General features: G+C 67.2%; 12 protein-coding genes and 2 pseudogenes. 3 read left to right on the plus strand and 11 right to left on the minus strand.

The genetic code is table 11. The features are described from left to right. Positions 1-59 precede the first annotated feature (59 nt). The 6 genes from ACOMG5_RS10400 to ACOMG5_RS10425 all read right to left on the minus strand — a co-directional run bounded on the left by ACOMG5_RS10400 (position 60) and on the right by ACOMG5_RS10425 (position 5,394). Positions 60-821: a DeoR/GlpR family DNA-binding transcription regulator gene (locus ACOMG5_RS10400; protein WP_420343729.1), complete on the minus strand. Its 762-nt coding sequence runs from the start codon at positions 819-821 to the stop codon at positions 60-62. Beyond that, positions 818-1,474: a cysteine hydrolase family protein gene (locus tag ACOMG5_RS10405; RefSeq protein WP_420343730.1), complete on the minus strand. Its 657-nt coding sequence runs from the start codon at positions 1,472-1,474 to the stop codon at positions 818-820. Before ACOMG5_RS10405 ends, ACOMG5_RS10400 begins: the two co-directional genes overlap by 4 nt. After that, positions 1,471-2,250: an ABC transporter permease gene (locus ACOMG5_RS10410; RefSeq protein ID WP_420343731.1), complete on the minus strand. Its 780-nt coding sequence runs from the start codon at positions 2,248-2,250 to the stop codon at positions 1,471-1,473. The genes ACOMG5_RS10405 and ACOMG5_RS10410 overlap by 4 nt, the downstream gene beginning before the upstream one ends. Further along, the gene (locus tag ACOMG5_RS10415; protein ID WP_420343732.1) at positions 2,250-3,113 is read right to left on the minus strand and encodes an ABC transporter permease; all 864 of its coding nucleotides are present in this window, start codon (positions 3,111-3,113) and stop codon (positions 2,250-2,252) included. Before ACOMG5_RS10415 ends, ACOMG5_RS10410 begins: the two co-directional genes overlap by 1 nt. A 93-nt stretch (positions 3,114-3,206) precedes the next feature. Continuing rightward, on the minus strand, positions 3,207-4,259 hold the full coding sequence (locus ACOMG5_RS10420) for an ABC transporter ATP-binding protein (protein ID WP_420343733.1): 1,053 nt from the start codon (positions 4,257-4,259) through the stop codon (positions 3,207-3,209). A 1-nt stretch (position 4,260) separates the two neighbouring features. Continuing rightward, complete coding sequence (locus ACOMG5_RS10425; protein ID WP_420343734.1) at positions 4,261-5,394, minus strand: ABC transporter substrate-binding protein; 1,134 nt, start codon at positions 5,392-5,394, stop codon at positions 4,261-4,263. A 154-nt stretch (positions 5,395-5,548) separates the two neighbouring features. On the opposite strand from ACOMG5_RS10425, the gene fabG reads away from it, so the two are divergent. Beyond that, complete coding sequence (gene fabG, locus ACOMG5_RS10430; protein WP_420343735.1) at positions 5,549-6,319, plus strand: 3-oxoacyl-ACP reductase FabG; 771 nt, start codon at positions 5,549-5,551, stop codon at positions 6,317-6,319. Positions 6,320-6,322: 3 nt separating this feature from the next. Here the strand turns inward: fabG and ACOMG5_RS10435 are convergent, their stop codons facing one another. The 4 genes from ACOMG5_RS10435 to putA form a co-directional block, all read right to left on the minus strand. Then, a complete protein-coding gene (locus ACOMG5_RS10435; protein WP_420343736.1) occupies positions 6,323-7,600 on the minus strand; it encodes an aspartate aminotransferase family protein in 1,278 nt (425 codons plus the stop codon). After that, positions 7,597-8,577 (minus strand): phosphotransferase enzyme family protein, encoded by a 981-nt coding sequence (locus tag ACOMG5_RS10440; protein WP_420343737.1) that lies wholly within the window; start codon positions 8,575-8,577, stop codon positions 7,597-7,599. Before ACOMG5_RS10440 ends, ACOMG5_RS10435 begins: the two co-directional genes overlap by 4 nt. 544 nt (positions 8,578-9,121) lie before the next feature. After that, positions 9,122-10,213: a zinc-binding metallopeptidase family protein gene (locus ACOMG5_RS10445; protein ID WP_420343738.1), complete on the minus strand. Its 1,092-nt coding sequence runs from the start codon at positions 10,211-10,213 to the stop codon at positions 9,122-9,124. A gap of 78 nt (positions 10,214-10,291) precedes the next feature. Continuing rightward, on the minus strand, positions 10,292-13,711 hold the full coding sequence (putA, locus tag ACOMG5_RS10450) for a bifunctional proline dehydrogenase/L-glutamate gamma-semialdehyde dehydrogenase PutA (RefSeq protein WP_420343739.1): 3,420 nt from the start codon (positions 13,709-13,711) through the stop codon (positions 10,292-10,294). Positions 13,712-13,821: 110 nt separating this feature from the next. Here putA and ACOMG5_RS10455 point away from each other — a divergent pair, with 110 nt between their 5' ends. Further along, complete coding sequence (locus ACOMG5_RS10455) at positions 13,822-14,295, plus strand: Lrp/AsnC family transcriptional regulator (protein ID WP_420343740.1); 474 nt, start codon at positions 13,822-13,824, stop codon at positions 14,293-14,295. A 157-nt stretch (positions 14,296-14,452) separates the two neighbouring features. After that, a pseudogene (locus ACOMG5_RS10460) lies at positions 14,453-14,718 on the plus strand (IS21 family transposase); the annotation flags it as partial. Here ACOMG5_RS10460 and ACOMG5_RS10465 read toward each other — a convergent pair. Continuing rightward, positions 14,719-14,855: pseudogene (locus ACOMG5_RS10465) on the minus strand (IS3 family transposase); the annotation flags it as partial.

The following is a 14,855-nucleotide window of genomic DNA, read 5'->3' on the forward strand; positions in this document are numbered from 1 at the left end:
GCATGGCACCGATCCGGGTTTCGTGCGGACCACAGCAGACCCTCGGGTGCGCGGCGGGCCTAGCTGAGGGTGAGGCTGACGCCCCCCTGCGCGAGCCTTTCGGCCAGCGCGCGGGCGGGGGGTGCATCGGTCACCAGCGTATCGATCCCCTGCCACGGCGCATAGACGGCTGCGAAGATCTGCTCGAATTTGGAATGATCCGCCACCACCACATGCCGCGCGGCCTGACGCGACATCGCGGCATAGACGGCGGCAATGTCGATCAGCGCGTCGGAGGGGCCATCGGGGCCGAGCCCGCTCGCCCCTGTGACGACCGCATCGGCATGGAACCGCTGCAGGAATTCGAGCGTATGGGCGCCAACGGTCGCCCCCTCCGTCGCCACATAGGTGCCGGGCGCGATCATCACCCGGATCGTCGGGTTGATCGAAAGCACCGTTGCCACCCCGAAGGAATGGGTGATCACGGTCAGGTTCTTCATCTCTACCGCGATGCGCCGCGCCAGATGCACGGTCGTTGCCCCCGAGCCGATCATCAGCACGCGGGCGTCGCGGATCAGCGGGATCGCCGCGCGGGCGATGCGCGCGCGCTCCTCCACGAACAGGCTGTGGCGGATGCTGACCGCGGGCTCCTCGGCGGGCGGGCGGATCGCGCCGCCATAGGTGCGGTTCAGCTCGCCGCGCGCGGTCATCTCGTCGAGGTCGCGCCGGATCGTCTCGGTGGAGACATCGAGCCGCCGCGCAAGCTCCGCCACCCGCAGCGAAGGCGCGCGTTCGAGTTCCTGAAGGATCTGGCTCTGGCGGGTGGCCTTGGGGCGTCTCATGCGGGCAGGTAGGTGATCAGCTCTTCCGTGGACATGACAGCGCAATAGATCATGTTCAAGACCTCAAGCTCACGCGTGTGCAGCGCATCGGTGCCCGCAGCGCTCGCATCGGCCACTAGGATCACATCGAAGCTCTCGTCGGCGAGGCTGCGCACCGTGGAGGAGACGCATTGATCGGTGAAGATCCCGGTGCAGACGACATGGGTGATGCCGAGATTGGTGAGGATCAGCCTGAGGCTGGTGCCGGTGAGGGCGGAATCGGTGGTTTTGGTCACCACCACCTCGCCCGGGCGCGGCGCGAGCTCTGGCACGATCTGGGAGGCGGGTTCGTCTTTCGGCAGAAGCAGATCGTTCCAGCCGGGTTTGCGCTGGCTCAGCGAACGGTCGCGCCCGTCGGGCATCAGGCAGGCGATGCGGGCGAAGAGCACATCGAGCCCACGCGCGCGGAATTCCCCGATCAGCCGCGCGGTATTCGGGATCACCGCGCCGCGCATCCGCGCGACGAACGGCGCCCAGGCCGGATCCGTGGTGTCCAGATAGGTGTTCTGCACATCGATCACCAGAAGCGCCACCTTGCCGGGGCGAAGATCCGGATCGGGCGGCTCCGGCGCGCCGGCATAGTAGAAGGAGCGATGATCGGTCTTCCAGCTCATCCGCGCCTCCGGATCAGGGCGAGCGCCGCGCCGCCCGCGAGCATGAGTGCCGCGGCCGCGAGCGTGCTCATGGTACCGAGCGCAGGGACCATCGGCGTATAGCCCGCGACCATTTTCGAATAGAGCCATTTCGGGATCGTGCTGTCGGCCCCGGCCGTATAGAGCGAGAGTGGGAAATTGCCCCAGCTGAGCAGGAAGGCAAAGAGCGCGCCGGACCAGATCCCGGGCCACAGGAGCGGCAGCGTGACCTCGCGCAGGATCGTGAGCCGGCTCGCGCCGAGGTCGGAGGCGGCTTCCTCCAGCATCGGATCGAAGCCATAGACCTGGATCGCGATCACCAGTGTGACCACCGGCACGATCCAGACCAGATGCGCGATGACGGCGGTTTTCCAGCTGGTCGGGATGCCGAGCGCGTTGAACCACAGCAGCAGCGCCAGCCCCAGCACCGGCTGCGGGAAGAACACCGGCAGCAGCAGGAATTTCTGATAGGCGCGGCGGCCCGTCCAGTCGTAGCGCGCGAAGGCCAGCGCGCCGAAGAAGCCGAAGCCCACCGCCAGCACGGTGACGCAGGCGGCGATGGCGGCCGAGTTCTGCAGGAGCACGGTGATCTCGAACGAGCTGAGCACCTTGCCCCACCATTCGCCGGACCAGGCCTTCACCGGGAACAGGAAATAGCGCGATTTCGAGAGCCCCGCGAGCGCGCCGCACAGGATCGGCAGATAGACGACGAGGAGGACGAAGCCCGTCCAGCCCCAGATGAAGGAGCGGGGTTTCATCAGCGCCTCCCGAGAATGCGGTCGAGATCGAGCCGGGCCATCACCGCGAGCGCCAGCGCGCCGATGATGACGACGAGGATGAGCGCGAGCGCCGCGCCGAGCGGCCAGTTCTGCGCATAGGTGAAAGCGGTCTCGATATCCTGAGCGATGGTGATGACGGACTGGCCGCCGAGAATCTTGGCCTCGGCCACGGCGCCGGCGGCGAGCACGAAGGTGAGCAGCATGCCGATGAGAATGCCGGGCATGGCGAGGGGCAGCTCGATCTCGCGCCAGATCATCATCCGCCCGGCGCCGAGATCGCGCGCGGCATCGACCACGTCACGCGGCACCATCGACAGGCCGAGCACCATCGGGAACAGCATGAAGGGCAGATAGACATAGACCATGCCGAACAGGGTGAGCCCCTGCGTATAGAGCCATTCCGGCGCGGAGAGGCCCACCAGCTTCAGCGTGCCGTCGAAGACGCCGTTCTTGATGAAGAACAGCACCCAGCCATAGAGCCGCACGTTCTCCGACACGAAAAGCGGGAAGACGAAAGCGGTGGAGACGAGCCCGGCCCAGCGGCCGAACACATGTACGAGGCCATGGGCGATCGGGTAGGCGACGAGGAGCAGCACGAGGACCACCACCGCCGCGAGGCCCAGCGACCAGGCGAAGGAGGACCATACGGTATTCGCCGGATCGAAGATCTGCGCGAAGTTTTCCAGCGAGAAGCTGCGGAAGGCATCGTAGCTGCGCGGCGTGGCGAAGGCGAAGGCCGCAACGGCCACGAGCGGGGCGAGAAAGCCCGCCGCGAGCAGCGCCAGCACCGGCAGCGCCGCGCGCAGGCCTGGGGGCACCGGAGACCGGGCGCCAGGGATCATGGCGCAGCCCTGCGGAAGCACGCCCGAAGGGGCCGCGCCGGGCCCCGGCGGGGGCGCCATGGGCGCGCGGCCAGATGGTGCACCTTGCACATCTCAGCCCTCCACCACGATCGTATCGCGCGCGTCCCAGCCGATCAGGGCGGTGGCGCCGGGGGCGGGTGTGTCGGCGCCGCGGGCGGCTTCCACCAGCCAGGTACGGGCGCCGTCGCGCAGCTGGAACTGGCTGCGCGAGCCCAGCGAATATTCGTTAAACAGCGTGGCGGAGACGGTGTTCTCGGCGCCTCCGGGGACGGTAAAGCGCATTGCCTCGGGGCGGATCACGGCGAAAGCCTGCGGGGCGGTGCAGCCATGTGGCGGCAGCACGATGGGCGCGCCATCCTCGCGCGTATAGCCGCCCGCGCCGCGAATGAGGGCGATCAGGTTCAGCTCGCCGAAGAATTCGGCCACGAAGCGATCGACCGGCCGGGCGTAGATTTCCTCGGGCGTGCCGATCTGCACGATCCGACCCGCGCGCATCACCCCGATCCGATCCGACATCACCATCGCCTCCTCGAGGCTGTGGGTGATGTAGACGAAGGTCTTGCCGGAGGCGCGGTGCAGGTCTTTCAGCTCCTTTTCCAGCACCTTCTTCAGCTTGTAATCCAGCGCGGAAAGCGGCTCGTCGAAGAACAGCACGTCCGGGTCATAGGCGAAGGCGCGCGCCAGCGCCACGCGCTGCTTCTCGCCGCCCGAACATTTCATCACGTTGCGCGCATAGTACTCCTCGGGCAGGCGCACCATCCGCATCAGTTCCAGCGCCCGGGCCCGGCGCGCGGGCCCCGGGGTGCCGCGCACCTTCAGCGGAAATTCGATATTCTCGCCCACCGTCTTGTGCGGGAACAGTGCCAGAGACTGAAACACCAGGCAGGTCGGGCGCCGGTTCGAGGGCAGGTCGTTCACCCGTTTGCCGCGCAGCTCGATCGCGCCTTCGCTCGGCGCCTCCAGCCCCGCGAGCATCCGCAGCAGCGTGGTCTTGCCCGAGCCCGAAGGCCCGACGATGGTGACGAATTCGCCTTCGCGGATCTTCAGGTCGATCCCTGCGACCGCATCGAACGTGCCGAAGGTCTTGCGCACGCCCGCAAGCTGCAGCACCGGAATCTCCGTCATTTCAGCCCCGCAGACGCTTGGCCGCGGTGAGGATCTCCAGCGCGGCATCGTAATCGGGGACGATGTCATATTCCGCGGAGCGCGCCATGTCCTCCTCCAGCGTGTCCCACTGAATTGCATCGAGCTCCTCGGCGGTGAAGAGCTTGAAGCAGTCGGGGTTGCCCATCTGGCTCACCGGATTGAACGTGCCTTCGGCGAAGGCCACCACATGGGCGACTTCCGGATCCTGCACATATTTCAGGAAATCCAGTGCCTGCGGCGAGAGGTCTGGGTTGTTCACCGTGGAGGTGATCTCGATCCAGCTGATGCCGCCCTTGCCGTCGATCGCACCCTTCAGCGGCGTGATGGCGCGCAGATTGGCGAAGCCATCGGCGCGGGCGGGCGAAACGGAATAGGTGCCCCCCGTCATATGCAGGTCGATCTCGCCCGAGATCAGCGCCTGGTTCATGGTGGCAATGTCGCCGATCATCTTCGCGCCCTTCACCACCCGCTCGGCGGTGTCCTTGAACTTTGCCATTTCCTCGGGCGTATGTTCCTTGAACGGGTTGATGCCCGCGACCATGAACAGGTTGAACACGTTCCAGTCGTCGGATTCAAGAATGCCGTATTTGCCCGCGAGGCCCGGGTCGTTGAACAGATCCCAGCCCTGCTCCTCGGCACTGGCTTTCGAGACCTTGTCGGTGTTCACGACGAAGCTGTAGGGCCCGAAACGCTGCGCCATCCCCAGAAGCTCGGATCCGTCCTCGCTCATCGCCCATTTGTAGGGCGCCTTGAATTCCGGGAGCATCTTGTCGAAATAGGGCTCGAATTCGGCCTTAGGCAGCGGCTTGATCAGGCCGGCGGGCGCCATCACCTTGCGCGCCCAGGGGTTGTTGACGTTGATCAGATCCCAGGTCGCGGTCTCGCCCGCGCGCAGCCGGTTGATCATGGTGGGGTCGTTGGTCAGGCTCTCGGCGCGTACCGTGGCGCCGGAGGCGGCGCGGAACGGATCGAGCACCTGCGCCGAATTGTAGCCCTCCCAGCACAGGATGTTCAGCTCCTTTTCCCGCGCGGCCAGGGCCGGACGCCCGAGCATCGGCGCCGCCGCTGCGGCCCCCATCAGCTTCATCATTCCGCGCCGCGACAGTCCGGTCATCGTTGCCCCCGTTGATTTCGGTATCGTTGTGGGAAGTGTCTCGACAGAATGTGTGTTCTGCAACATAAATTTCACATGTGCCGGTGACGTCATGCTGCAGGGCGGCGAAAGCGTGCGGGTGCGCATCAAAAATCATCAACAGGGAGTATGCGGCATGTTCGAGCCGTTGCAGGGAAAGACCGTGATCGTCACCGGGGCGAGCCGCGGCATCGGCAAGGGAATCGCGCTGCGCTTCGCCGCGGCCGGGCTCAATACCGTCGTCGTCTCGCGCAGCCTCGCGGAGGCAGAGGCGGTCGCGGCCCAGGCCGGGGCGCAGGCGATCGGGGTGGCGGCCGATGTCTCCACGCCCGAGGGCTGTGCGGCGATGGTTGCGGCGGCGGTGGCGCGGTTCGGTGGCGTCGATATCCTGTGCGCGAATGCGGGCATTTTCCCGGCGGCAAAGCTCGCGGAGATGACGGTGGCGGATTTCGACCATGTCATCTCCACGAACCTCAAGAGCACGTTTCTGAGCGTGCAGGCGGTGCTGCCGGAAATGGAGAAGCGCGGGCAGGGGCGGGTGGTGATCACCTCCTCCATCACCGGGCCGATCACCGGCTATCCCGGCTGGTCGCATTACGGCGCCTCCAAAGCGGGGCAGCTCGGCTTCATGCGCACCGCCGCGATCGAGCTCGCGCCGAAGCGGATCACGGTGAATGCGGTGATGCCGGGCAATATCGCGACCGAAGGGCTCGATGGCATGGGTGCGGATTATATCGCGGGCATGGAGGCCGCGATCCCGCAGAAGCGGCTGGGCTCGGTCGCCGATATTGCCAATGCGGCGCTGTTCCTGGCCTCGAATGAGGCCGCCTATATCACCGGGCAGACGATTGTGGTGGATGGCGGGCAGGTCCTGCCGGAATCGCCCGCGGCGCTGGAGGCGATGTAGCCCCTAGTTCGTCAGGATCTCGCCGAGGGCTTTCAGGAAGGTCTCGGCGTTTTCGCGGCTGAAGGGCAGCGGCGGGCGGATCTTCAGCGTATGGCCATAAAGCCCCGCGGCACCAATGAGAATGCCCTTGTCTTTCAGCGCGTTGATGGTGCGGCTGGCTTTCGGCGCATTGGGGGCGCCGGTGTCCGGGTCAATGAAATCGAGCCCGATGAACAGGCCCGCGCCGCGCACCTCGCCCATCGCGGGCGTGCGCGCGGCCATATCGGCCAGCCCCTCGCGGAAGAACTGCCCGACATCCCGGGCATTCTCGATCAGGCCCTCCTCGGCGATCACCTCCAGCACCGCGAGCCCCGCTGCCGCGGCCACCGGATTGCCACCGAAGGTATTGAAATAGCCCGTCTCTTCGCAAAACCGCGCGAGCAGTTCGGGGCGGGTGACCATGCCGGCCATCGGGTAGCCATTGCCCATCGGCTTGCCCATGGTGACCACATCGGGCACCACGCCGTGGCGCGCGAAGCCCCACATGCCGGCGCCCGTACGCCCGAAGCCGGGCTGCACCTCGTCGGCGATGAAGAGCCCGCCCGCCGCGCGCACCGCCGCCACCGCCGCAGCAAAGCCCGGCGCCTCGGCGAAGATCCCGTCGGAGGAGAAGATCGAATCCACGATCATGCAGGACAGTCCCACCTCACGCAGCTCCGCGCAGGCGGCCTCCACCGCCGCCAGAAAGCCCGCATCGCGCGGCTCCGGCACCAGCTTCACATGCGGCGCAGGCCCGCGCGATTTCCAGGCCGAGGGCGAGATTTCGTTCACCGCGGCCGAATTGCCATGATAGGCCGCGCGGGTGACGATGACGCCCCGGCCGCCGCTATTTGCCGCGGCGATGCGCAGCGCGAGATCGTTCGCCTCGGTGCCCGAGCAGGTCATCACCAGGTTCGAGAGAGGGGCCGGGAAAGTGGCCATCAGCTTCTCGGCATAGGCTTCGACCACCTGGGTGAGGTAGCGGGTATGGGTCGAAAGCTGCGCCGCCTGCCGCGCGATCGCCTCCACCACCTTCGGGTGGCAATGCCCGACGGAGGGCACATTGTTGTACACATCGAGATAGCGCCGGCCATCGGCTGCGGTGAGCCAGACACCTTCGCCGCGGACCATCTCGATTGGATCGGCATAGAACAGCACGGAGCTCGCCCCGGCATGGCGCTGGCGCGCCTGCAGCAGTGCTGATCCGCCCCCCGTGGCCGGATCGTAGCGATTCAGGTCCAGGATCTGCGTCGTGCCGCTCATGTCGTCTCCAGCCATGTCCGGGCGAGGGCGACGGTGCCCTCGGTATAGCCCGGCGTCAGTGCTCGGGCGGTGGGGGTTTCCGCATGCGAGGCGATCCAGGCCGTGAGCTGCATCCGGCGTAGCATGACGAAGCTCGGAAGCATCGCCTCGGTCTCGGCATCCAGCGGCGCGATGGTGCGGTATCCGCTCAGCCAGGCCGCCATCAGCTCGGGCAGGATCGGGTCTGTTTCGATGAAGCTGACCGAGGCCGCGAAATCGTATCCGTACCAGCTGAAGCCGCAGTCGTCGAAATCGATCACCGCCATCCGCTCGCCCTCGACGAGCAGGTTTGCCGCGCGCATGTCGCAATGCACGAGGCCGAAGCGATCCGGAGTCGTGCCGTAAGCTTCGGTTTTCAGGCGTAGTTTTTCGGAAGTCTCCTCCAGAACCGCGCGCCCCTCTGCGCTGAGGCCCGAGGCCGCGCGCCAGTCTCCCCACCAGGCACGGGGGCCTATGGTAGTCTCCCAGGTCCAGCGTTTGCGGGAAAATCCTGCGGGCGGTATGTAGCTGCGCGCATGGCCATGCAGCCGCGCGGTGATCGCGCCGAGGTGCCGAAACCAGCGCGGCAGGTCGCCGTCGGCGTCGGGCTCCGCGCCGCGGACATGCTCGAAACACACTGCGAACCGGTCGTGGGTGCCGTCGTTGAAGGCTTGCAGAAGCGCGCCATCAAGACCCGGAATCGGGCGCGGGGTTAGTACCACCCCACCCGCGCGCAGGGCCTCGATCCAGCCGAGCTCGCTCAGGATTTCGTCGCGGCTGTGATACCCCGGGCGATGTACCCGGAAGACGCGCGGCCCCTGCGGCCCCTCGACCAGATAGGTGGCGTTTTCGGAAATCGTCAGCAGCCTTACCGGCGCATCGGCAGGCAGGCCCCAGGCAGGAAGGTTGGCGCGCAGCCCGGCCTCGAGGCGGGCAAGAAAATCGTCGGCGTAGAGCATGGGGCCTCAGTGTTCTGGTGCTGCCGATGCAAACGCCGTTTTGTGGTAATTGCAACATTTTCTTTGAGGCCAGACCTTCATGAACCCGGGTTCCGTATGGGGGTGAGTGGAATTCGAGCGCCAGATGCCCGTACCCCGGCGCCCGCGCCTGCCCGAAGCCTGGGGTAACGGCCCGGCAGAATCAGGTGTGTCCCTCTGTCCGCCTGTGCCCATTCACGCGGACAGGTTGATATCATCCCCTGGGGATCGCAGAGCTGGATGCACGATGTTGCTTGAGATCGGGCATCCGCGGAGCGCCGTTCCCGAGGTTTAACCCCCTCTAAACGGTTGCGCCGTCGGTTGCTGAAGTCACTCAATGGAACAGTGGTGGCCTTCAATGCCGGGCGCAAAACTCTGTTCCAGAGTAGCCGCCACTCCGCAGCGGGCGCACTCTCCAGGAGTGTCATGCGGCCGCTCGCGGGGGCTGCCTGGAGCGACGATGCCCTGCGCCCGTGGCAAGAGGCCGGGGCAGGGAGCGGCAGAGAGGGGGCGCCTCCCCCCAGCGTCAGCGGGTTCCGCCCTGGCGCGCCGCGAGGACCAGCCCATGTACGAAAGCGAGCTTCTGCTGGACCGGCTCGGGCAGGGCGAAAGGATAGATATCCGCCATGCCCATCGAGCGGTTCATGGCATTCAGCGCGACAGTCAGCGGCAGCCAGGCCCGCAGCAGCCGCCGCACACCCAGAACGCGATACGGGTCGAAATCGACCTCGGTCGCCAGCTCGCCATCGTCGATCCCGGGGTCAATCTGCATCCCGAAGGCGGCCGCGGTTTCCAGTGTATCGACCATGTGCAGGTAATGCGCCCAGGTCTCGGCCCAGTCTTCCCAGGGGTGCATGGTCGCATAGGCCGAGACATGCCCGAGCGCCCAGTCGGGCGGTGCCCCGGTCTGGTAATGGCGCTGCAGGGCCTCCCCATAATCGAAGCTCTCATCACCGAAAATTTCGCGGAAGGGCCCGATCGCGCCGCCATCGCGCACCAGCAGGTCCCAGTAATAGTGCCCGACCTCGTGCCGGAAATGGCCAAGCAGCGTGCGATAGGCCTCGTTCATGTCGGTGCGCATCTGTTCGCGCGTGGAATCGTCGGCCTCGGTGAGGGCGATTGTCACCACCCCATCGGCATGCCCCGTCAGGATACGCTCCGAGGCATCGGGGCGGTCCTCCAGAAAACGGAAGACAAGCGGCTCCGGATGCCCGTCCACGGGCGTGGGCGTCGGCAGGCCGAGGTGGCGCAGCGTATAGATCAGCCGCCGCTTCGCCGCCTCCAGCTTCTGCCAGCGGGCGTGGTTTTCGGGCGTGGAGAGGTCGGGCACGATCTGGTTGTGCTGGCAGGCCGCGCAATACTCCTGCCCGTCCTCGGCTGGCAGCATCCAGTTGCAGGCGCTCATTTCCCAATTGCGGCAGAAGCGCCAGCGCGTGGGCCCAGGGGCGAGGTCTGGCGCATCGGCGGGGGCTGCTGCGTACCAGCTCGGCCCGTCGGGCTCCACCGCGACCATTTCGTCGAGGCCGGGCAGGTAGCCGATCGTGTGGCCACAGCGCAAACAAGCCGTATTCTCGAAATGCAGCACCTGGCCGCAAACCTGGCATCGGAACAGTTTCACCGGGACCTCCCTCACGCGTGCGCGACAACAATGCGGGAAGGCGCGCGCGGTTCCAAGCCCCGCGCGCGCCGCGTCAGATCAATGTGCGGAGGCCAGCAGCGCCGCGTTGCCGCCTGCGGCAGTGGTATCCACGCACAGGTGCCGCTCATGCAGCACATGGGCCGCATCGGGCTGCGCGGTGATCACCGGCAAGATCGGCCCGCTGCGGCGCGCGAGCGCCTGCGCATAGGCGCGCCCGGTCTCGGCATCGCCCCACCACAGCACCGCCGAGAAGCCCTCGAGCGCGCTCAGCGCATCGGCCGCCACAGCGCCGCCCGCCGTCACCGCAACACCCCCGAGCGCCGCGACCGCGCGGGCCTGCGCCTCCTCGGCTGCGGTGCCGGGGCCGAGGCAGAGCACGGCCGGGCGCGGCAGGAAGGAGAGGCGGTTCATCTCGCCGGTGGGCCCGGGCATTTCCATGGGCGCGCGGCCGGTGGCACGGGGCGCCTGCGCCAGGCGCTGCTCCAGGTTGCGCGCGGGGCCTGCGGCGGCCGTGCCTTGCGGCGCGGGGGCGGGCGCCCCGAAGCGCGCGAGATAGAGCGGGCCGCCTGCCTTCGGGCCGGTGCCCGAGAGGCCTTCGCCGCCGAAGGGCTGGCTGCCCACCACCGCACCGATCTGGTTGCGGTTCACATAGATGTTGCCGGCATGGACCGAGGCCGAGACCTCCTGCACGCGGGCGTCGATACGGGTATGCAGGCCGAAGGTCAGCCCGTAGCCGGTGGCGTTGATCCGCGCGACCACATCCTGGATCTCGGAGGCCTTGAACGTCGCCACATGCAGCACCGGGCCGAAGATCTCGCGCTGCAGATCACTGATCCCGGAAACGCGCAGCAGCGTGGGCGCGATGAAGAGGCCATCGGCGGGCGTGCCCAGCTGGTGCAGGACCTGGCCCTGATGCGCCGCGAGATAGGCCGCGATCTGGTCGCGCGCCTCGGCGTCGATCACCGGGCCCACATCGGTGCGCAGGTCGAGCGGATCGCCGAGGCGGAGCTCGTCCATCGCGCCGGCCAGCATCTCGATCATGCGCTCGACCACGTCCTCCTGCACATAGAGGCAGCGCAGCGCCGAGCAGCGCTGCCCGGCCGAGCGGAAGGCGGAGGCGACGATATCGCGCACGGCCTGCTCGGGGAGCGCGGTCGAATCCACGATCATCGCATTCAGCCCGCCGGTTTCGGCGATGAGCGGCGCGCCGGGGGCCAGATTGTCGGCCATGGCGGCGCGGATGATCCGGGCCGTCTCGGTGGAGCCGGTGAAGACCACGCCCGCGATCCGCGGATCGGAGGTCAGCCGCGCGCCCACCGTGGCGCCATCGCCCGGCAGGAGCTGCAGCGCGGATGCCGGCACGCCCGCCTCATGCAGCAGCCGCACCGCCATTGCCGCGATGACCGGGGTCTGCTCGGCGGGTTTGGCCAGCACCGCATTGCCCGCGGCCAGCGCGGCCGCGATCTGGCCGGTGAAGATCGCCAGCGGGAAGTTCCACGGGCTGATCGCGGCAAAGAAGCCCTGCGCTGCGGGGCGGGCGGTTTCGGCCTGGGCCGCGTAATAGCGCAGGAAATCGCAGGCCTCGCGGATTTCGGCCACGGCGTCGCCAAGCGTCTTGCCGGCCTCGCGCGCCAGGGCGGCGAAGAGCGGGCCATAATCGCGCTCATAAAGGTCGGCCGCGCGGCGCAGAGCTGCGGCCCGCTCTGCCACCGGCGCCTGCCAGAGCGCGGCCCCGGCAAGGGCCGCCTCCACCGCGGCCGCATCGGCCTCGGTCACCTGGGCCACGACGGCACCGGTGGCCGGGTTCGTCACCGGGCGGGTGAGGCCGCTCGCGCTGCCATCGGCGAGGATCGGGCCGGCATCGGGCAGGCGCACATCGCGCGCGGCCTCGATGGCCGCGAGGCCCTGCGTGTCGCTCAGATCGAAGCCCAGCGAATTCGGACGCTCCGGCGCGAACAGCGCCTCCGGCGTACGCAGCAGGGCCGGGGCCCGCGCCGTGGCCAGCGCCTCGAACGGATCGCGGGCGATCTCTTCGGGGGCGATGTTCTCATCCACGATCTGGTGCACGAAGGAGGAGTTTGCGCCGTTCTCCAGCAGCCGGCGCACCAGATAGGCCAGCAGGTCGCGGTGCGCACCGACGGGCGCATAGATCCGGCAGCGGCCCTGGGTTTCGCGCAGAACAATATCGTGCAGCCGCTCGCCCATGCCATGCAGGCGCTGGAATTCGAACGGGCGCCCCTCCGCCAGATCCAGGATGGCCGCGACGGTATGCGCATTATGCCCGGCGAATTGCGGATAGATCCGGTCGCCCAGGCCGAACAGTTTCTTGGCGAGGCAGATGTAGCTCACATCGGTGCCGGTCTTGGAGGTGAAGAGCGGGAAGCCCGGATGCCCCTCGACCTGCGCGAGCTTCATCTCGGCGTCCCAATAGGCGCCCTTCACCAGGCGGATGTTGATCTTCTGGTCGTGGCGCTCGGCCATATCATAGAGCGCGTCGATGGCCGCGCCCGCGCGCTTGCCATAGGCCTGCACCACGATGCCGAACCCGTCCCAGCCGCGCAGCGCCGGATCGGCCATCACGGCGTCGATCACCTTGAAGCTCAGCGTCAGCCGCGCCTGTTCCTCGGCATCCACATGCATGCCGATGCCGGCCGCGCGCGCGGCCTTGGCGAGCTTCAGCACCACCGGCACGAGCTCAGTCAGAACACGTTCTTCCTTGGCGACCTCGTAGCGCGGATGCAGCGCGGAGAGCTTGATCGAGATCCCCGGATTCGCGGTGACGGAGCCACGCGTCGCGACCTTGCCGATCGCGGCGATGGCGCGCTCGTAATCGGCCGCATAGCGCGCGGCATCGCCCGCCGTCATCGCCGCTTCGCCCAGCATGTCGTAGCTGTAGGTAAAGCCCACGGCCTCCAGCTCGCGCGCATTGTCGAGCGCCTGTTCGATGGTCTGGCCCAAGACGAACTGGCGCCCCATCTCTTTCATCGCCCGGCCCACGGCGGCGCGGATCACCGGCTCGCCCAGCCGCCGCACGGCGCCGCGCAGCACGCCCGCGAGGCCCGGCGCGTCATCATCGAGCACCTTGCCCGTGAGCATCAGCGCCCAGGTCGAGGCATTGACCAGCGAGGAGGCAGCCTGGCCCAGGTGGCGGCCCCAGTCGGCCGGGGCGATCTTGTCCTCGATCAGGGCGTCGATCGTGTCATTGTCTGGCACCCGCAGCATGGCTTCGGCGAGGCACATGAGCGCGATGCCTTCGCGCGTGGAGAGCCCATATTCGGCGAGGAATTTCTCCATCATCCCGGGCTTCGCGCTGTCGCGGATCCGGCGCACCAGGGCCGCCGCTTCCTGGGAGATCCGGGCGCGGGCTTCGGCCGGAATCGCGGCCTCGGCCACGAGGCGCTCCAGCAGCGCAGCCTCCGGCGCGAATTTGGTTTTCGCGCCTTCGAGGGCATCAAGACGGTTGAGGGGGTGCAACATGGGCGTTTCTCCTGGTTGCCCGCATTCTATCCGCTATCCTCTGGCCGTTTCGCCCAAAGATGCGCTATTGTCTGGGCGAATGGACCATTTGAGGGGCGAAGGGCAGGGCGATGCCGGAAGAACTCGATGCGATCGACCGGCGGATCCTCGCCGCGCTGGTCACCGATGCGCGCCTGCCTGTGGCGGAAATCGCGCGGCAGGTGGGCCTGTCGAAAACGCCGGTGGCGGCGCGGATCCGGCGGCTTGAAGAGATCGGGCTGATCACCGGCTACCGGGCGATCCTGAGCCCGATAAAGCTCGGGCTCGCGCATGTGGCGTTCGTCGAGGTGCGGCTGAGCGATACCCGCGAAACCGCGCTGCGCAAGTTCAATGCCGCCGTGCGCGCGGTGCCCGAGATCGAGGAGTGCCACATGATCGCGGGCGGGTTCGATTATCTCCTGAAGGTGCGTTCGCATGATATTGCCGAGTACCGCCGGGTGATGGGCGAGAAGATCTCGACGCTGCCTTTCGTCACCGCGACATCGACCTATGTGGCGATGGAATCGGTGGTCGAGGCGGGCGACAAAGCCGCAGGTATCGTCTGAATTGCGTTCGTAGTTAGATGCGTTGATTTTCATCCCGAACTGAGGCGGTTGGGCGCGTAATTTTCATTGAGAATTGAGCCATGTGAACCTTCCCTCTGAGCGGAGAGCGGCGGGGCAACGGAGTGATCCACATGGGATTTTGAATATTATCGGCCGGATGCATTTGCGGCAGAAGCTGTCGATCCGGGAGATAGCGCGGCGCACGGGCCCATCTCGGAACACGCTCACCCAGCATCTGGCCGCAGGCACGATCGCGCCGGGCTTTGCCACGCCGGAACGACCGAGCAAGCTTGCCCCTTTGCCGAGAAGTTGGCCGGCTGGCTGAAGACAGAGGCCGGGAAGTCGCGCAAGCAACGCCGAACACTGAAGCAGGTGCACGCCGATCTCGTGGCGCTTGGCTTCACCGGCTCCTATGGTCGGGTGTTCAAGTCCTGCCTGCCCGGTTCGGCGGGATTTGTAATGGTAGCTCGACGGGTCGAAGCGCAGTGCCTGACAGGCCCGCCGGATCGAGACACCCCAGTCGACCAACATCCCGTCGACAAGCTTGCGCGTCCGGGCAG

This window comes from Paenirhodobacter sp. (genome assembly GCF_041916475.1).
Lineage (GTDB): Bacteria > Pseudomonadota > Alphaproteobacteria > Rhodobacterales > Rhodobacteraceae > Rhodobacter.

Coding starts and splice junctions, on each gene's coding strand:
- ACOMG5_RS10405 (WP_420343730.1), bottom strand. CDS start 1,474: ATGAGCTGGAAGACCGATCATCGCTCCTTCTACTATGCCGGCGCGCCG.
- fabG (WP_420343735.1), top strand. CDS start 5,549: ATGTTCGAGCCGTTGCAGGGAAAGACCGTGATCGTCACCGGGGCGAGC.
- ACOMG5_RS10425 (WP_420343734.1), bottom strand. CDS start 5,394: ATGACCGGACTGTCGCGGCGCGGAATGATGAAGCTGATGGGGGCCGCA.
- ACOMG5_RS10435 (WP_420343736.1), bottom strand. CDS start 7,600: ATGAGCGGCACGACGCAGATCCTGGACCTGAATCGCTACGATCCGGCC.
- ACOMG5_RS10400 (WP_420343729.1), bottom strand. CDS start 821: ATGAGACGCCCCAAGGCCACCCGCCAGAGCCAGATCCTTCAGGAACTC.
- ACOMG5_RS10410 (WP_420343731.1), bottom strand. CDS start 2,250: ATGAAACCCCGCTCCTTCATCTGGGGCTGGACGGGCTTCGTCCTCCTC.
- putA (WP_420343739.1), bottom strand. CDS start 13,711: ATGTTGCACCCCCTCAACCGTCTTGATGCCCTCGAAGGCGCGAAAACC.
- ACOMG5_RS10415 (WP_420343732.1), bottom strand. CDS start 3,113: ATGATCCCTGGCGCCCGGTCTCCGGTGCCCCCAGGCCTGCGCGCGGCG.
- ACOMG5_RS10455 (WP_420343740.1), top strand. CDS start 13,822: ATGCCGGAAGAACTCGATGCGATCGACCGGCGGATCCTCGCCGCGCTG.
- ACOMG5_RS10440 (WP_420343737.1), bottom strand. CDS start 8,577: ATGCTCTACGCCGACGATTTTCTTGCCCGCCTCGAGGCCGGGCTGCGC.
- ACOMG5_RS10420 (WP_420343733.1), bottom strand. CDS start 4,259: ATGACGGAGATTCCGGTGCTGCAGCTTGCGGGCGTGCGCAAGACCTTC.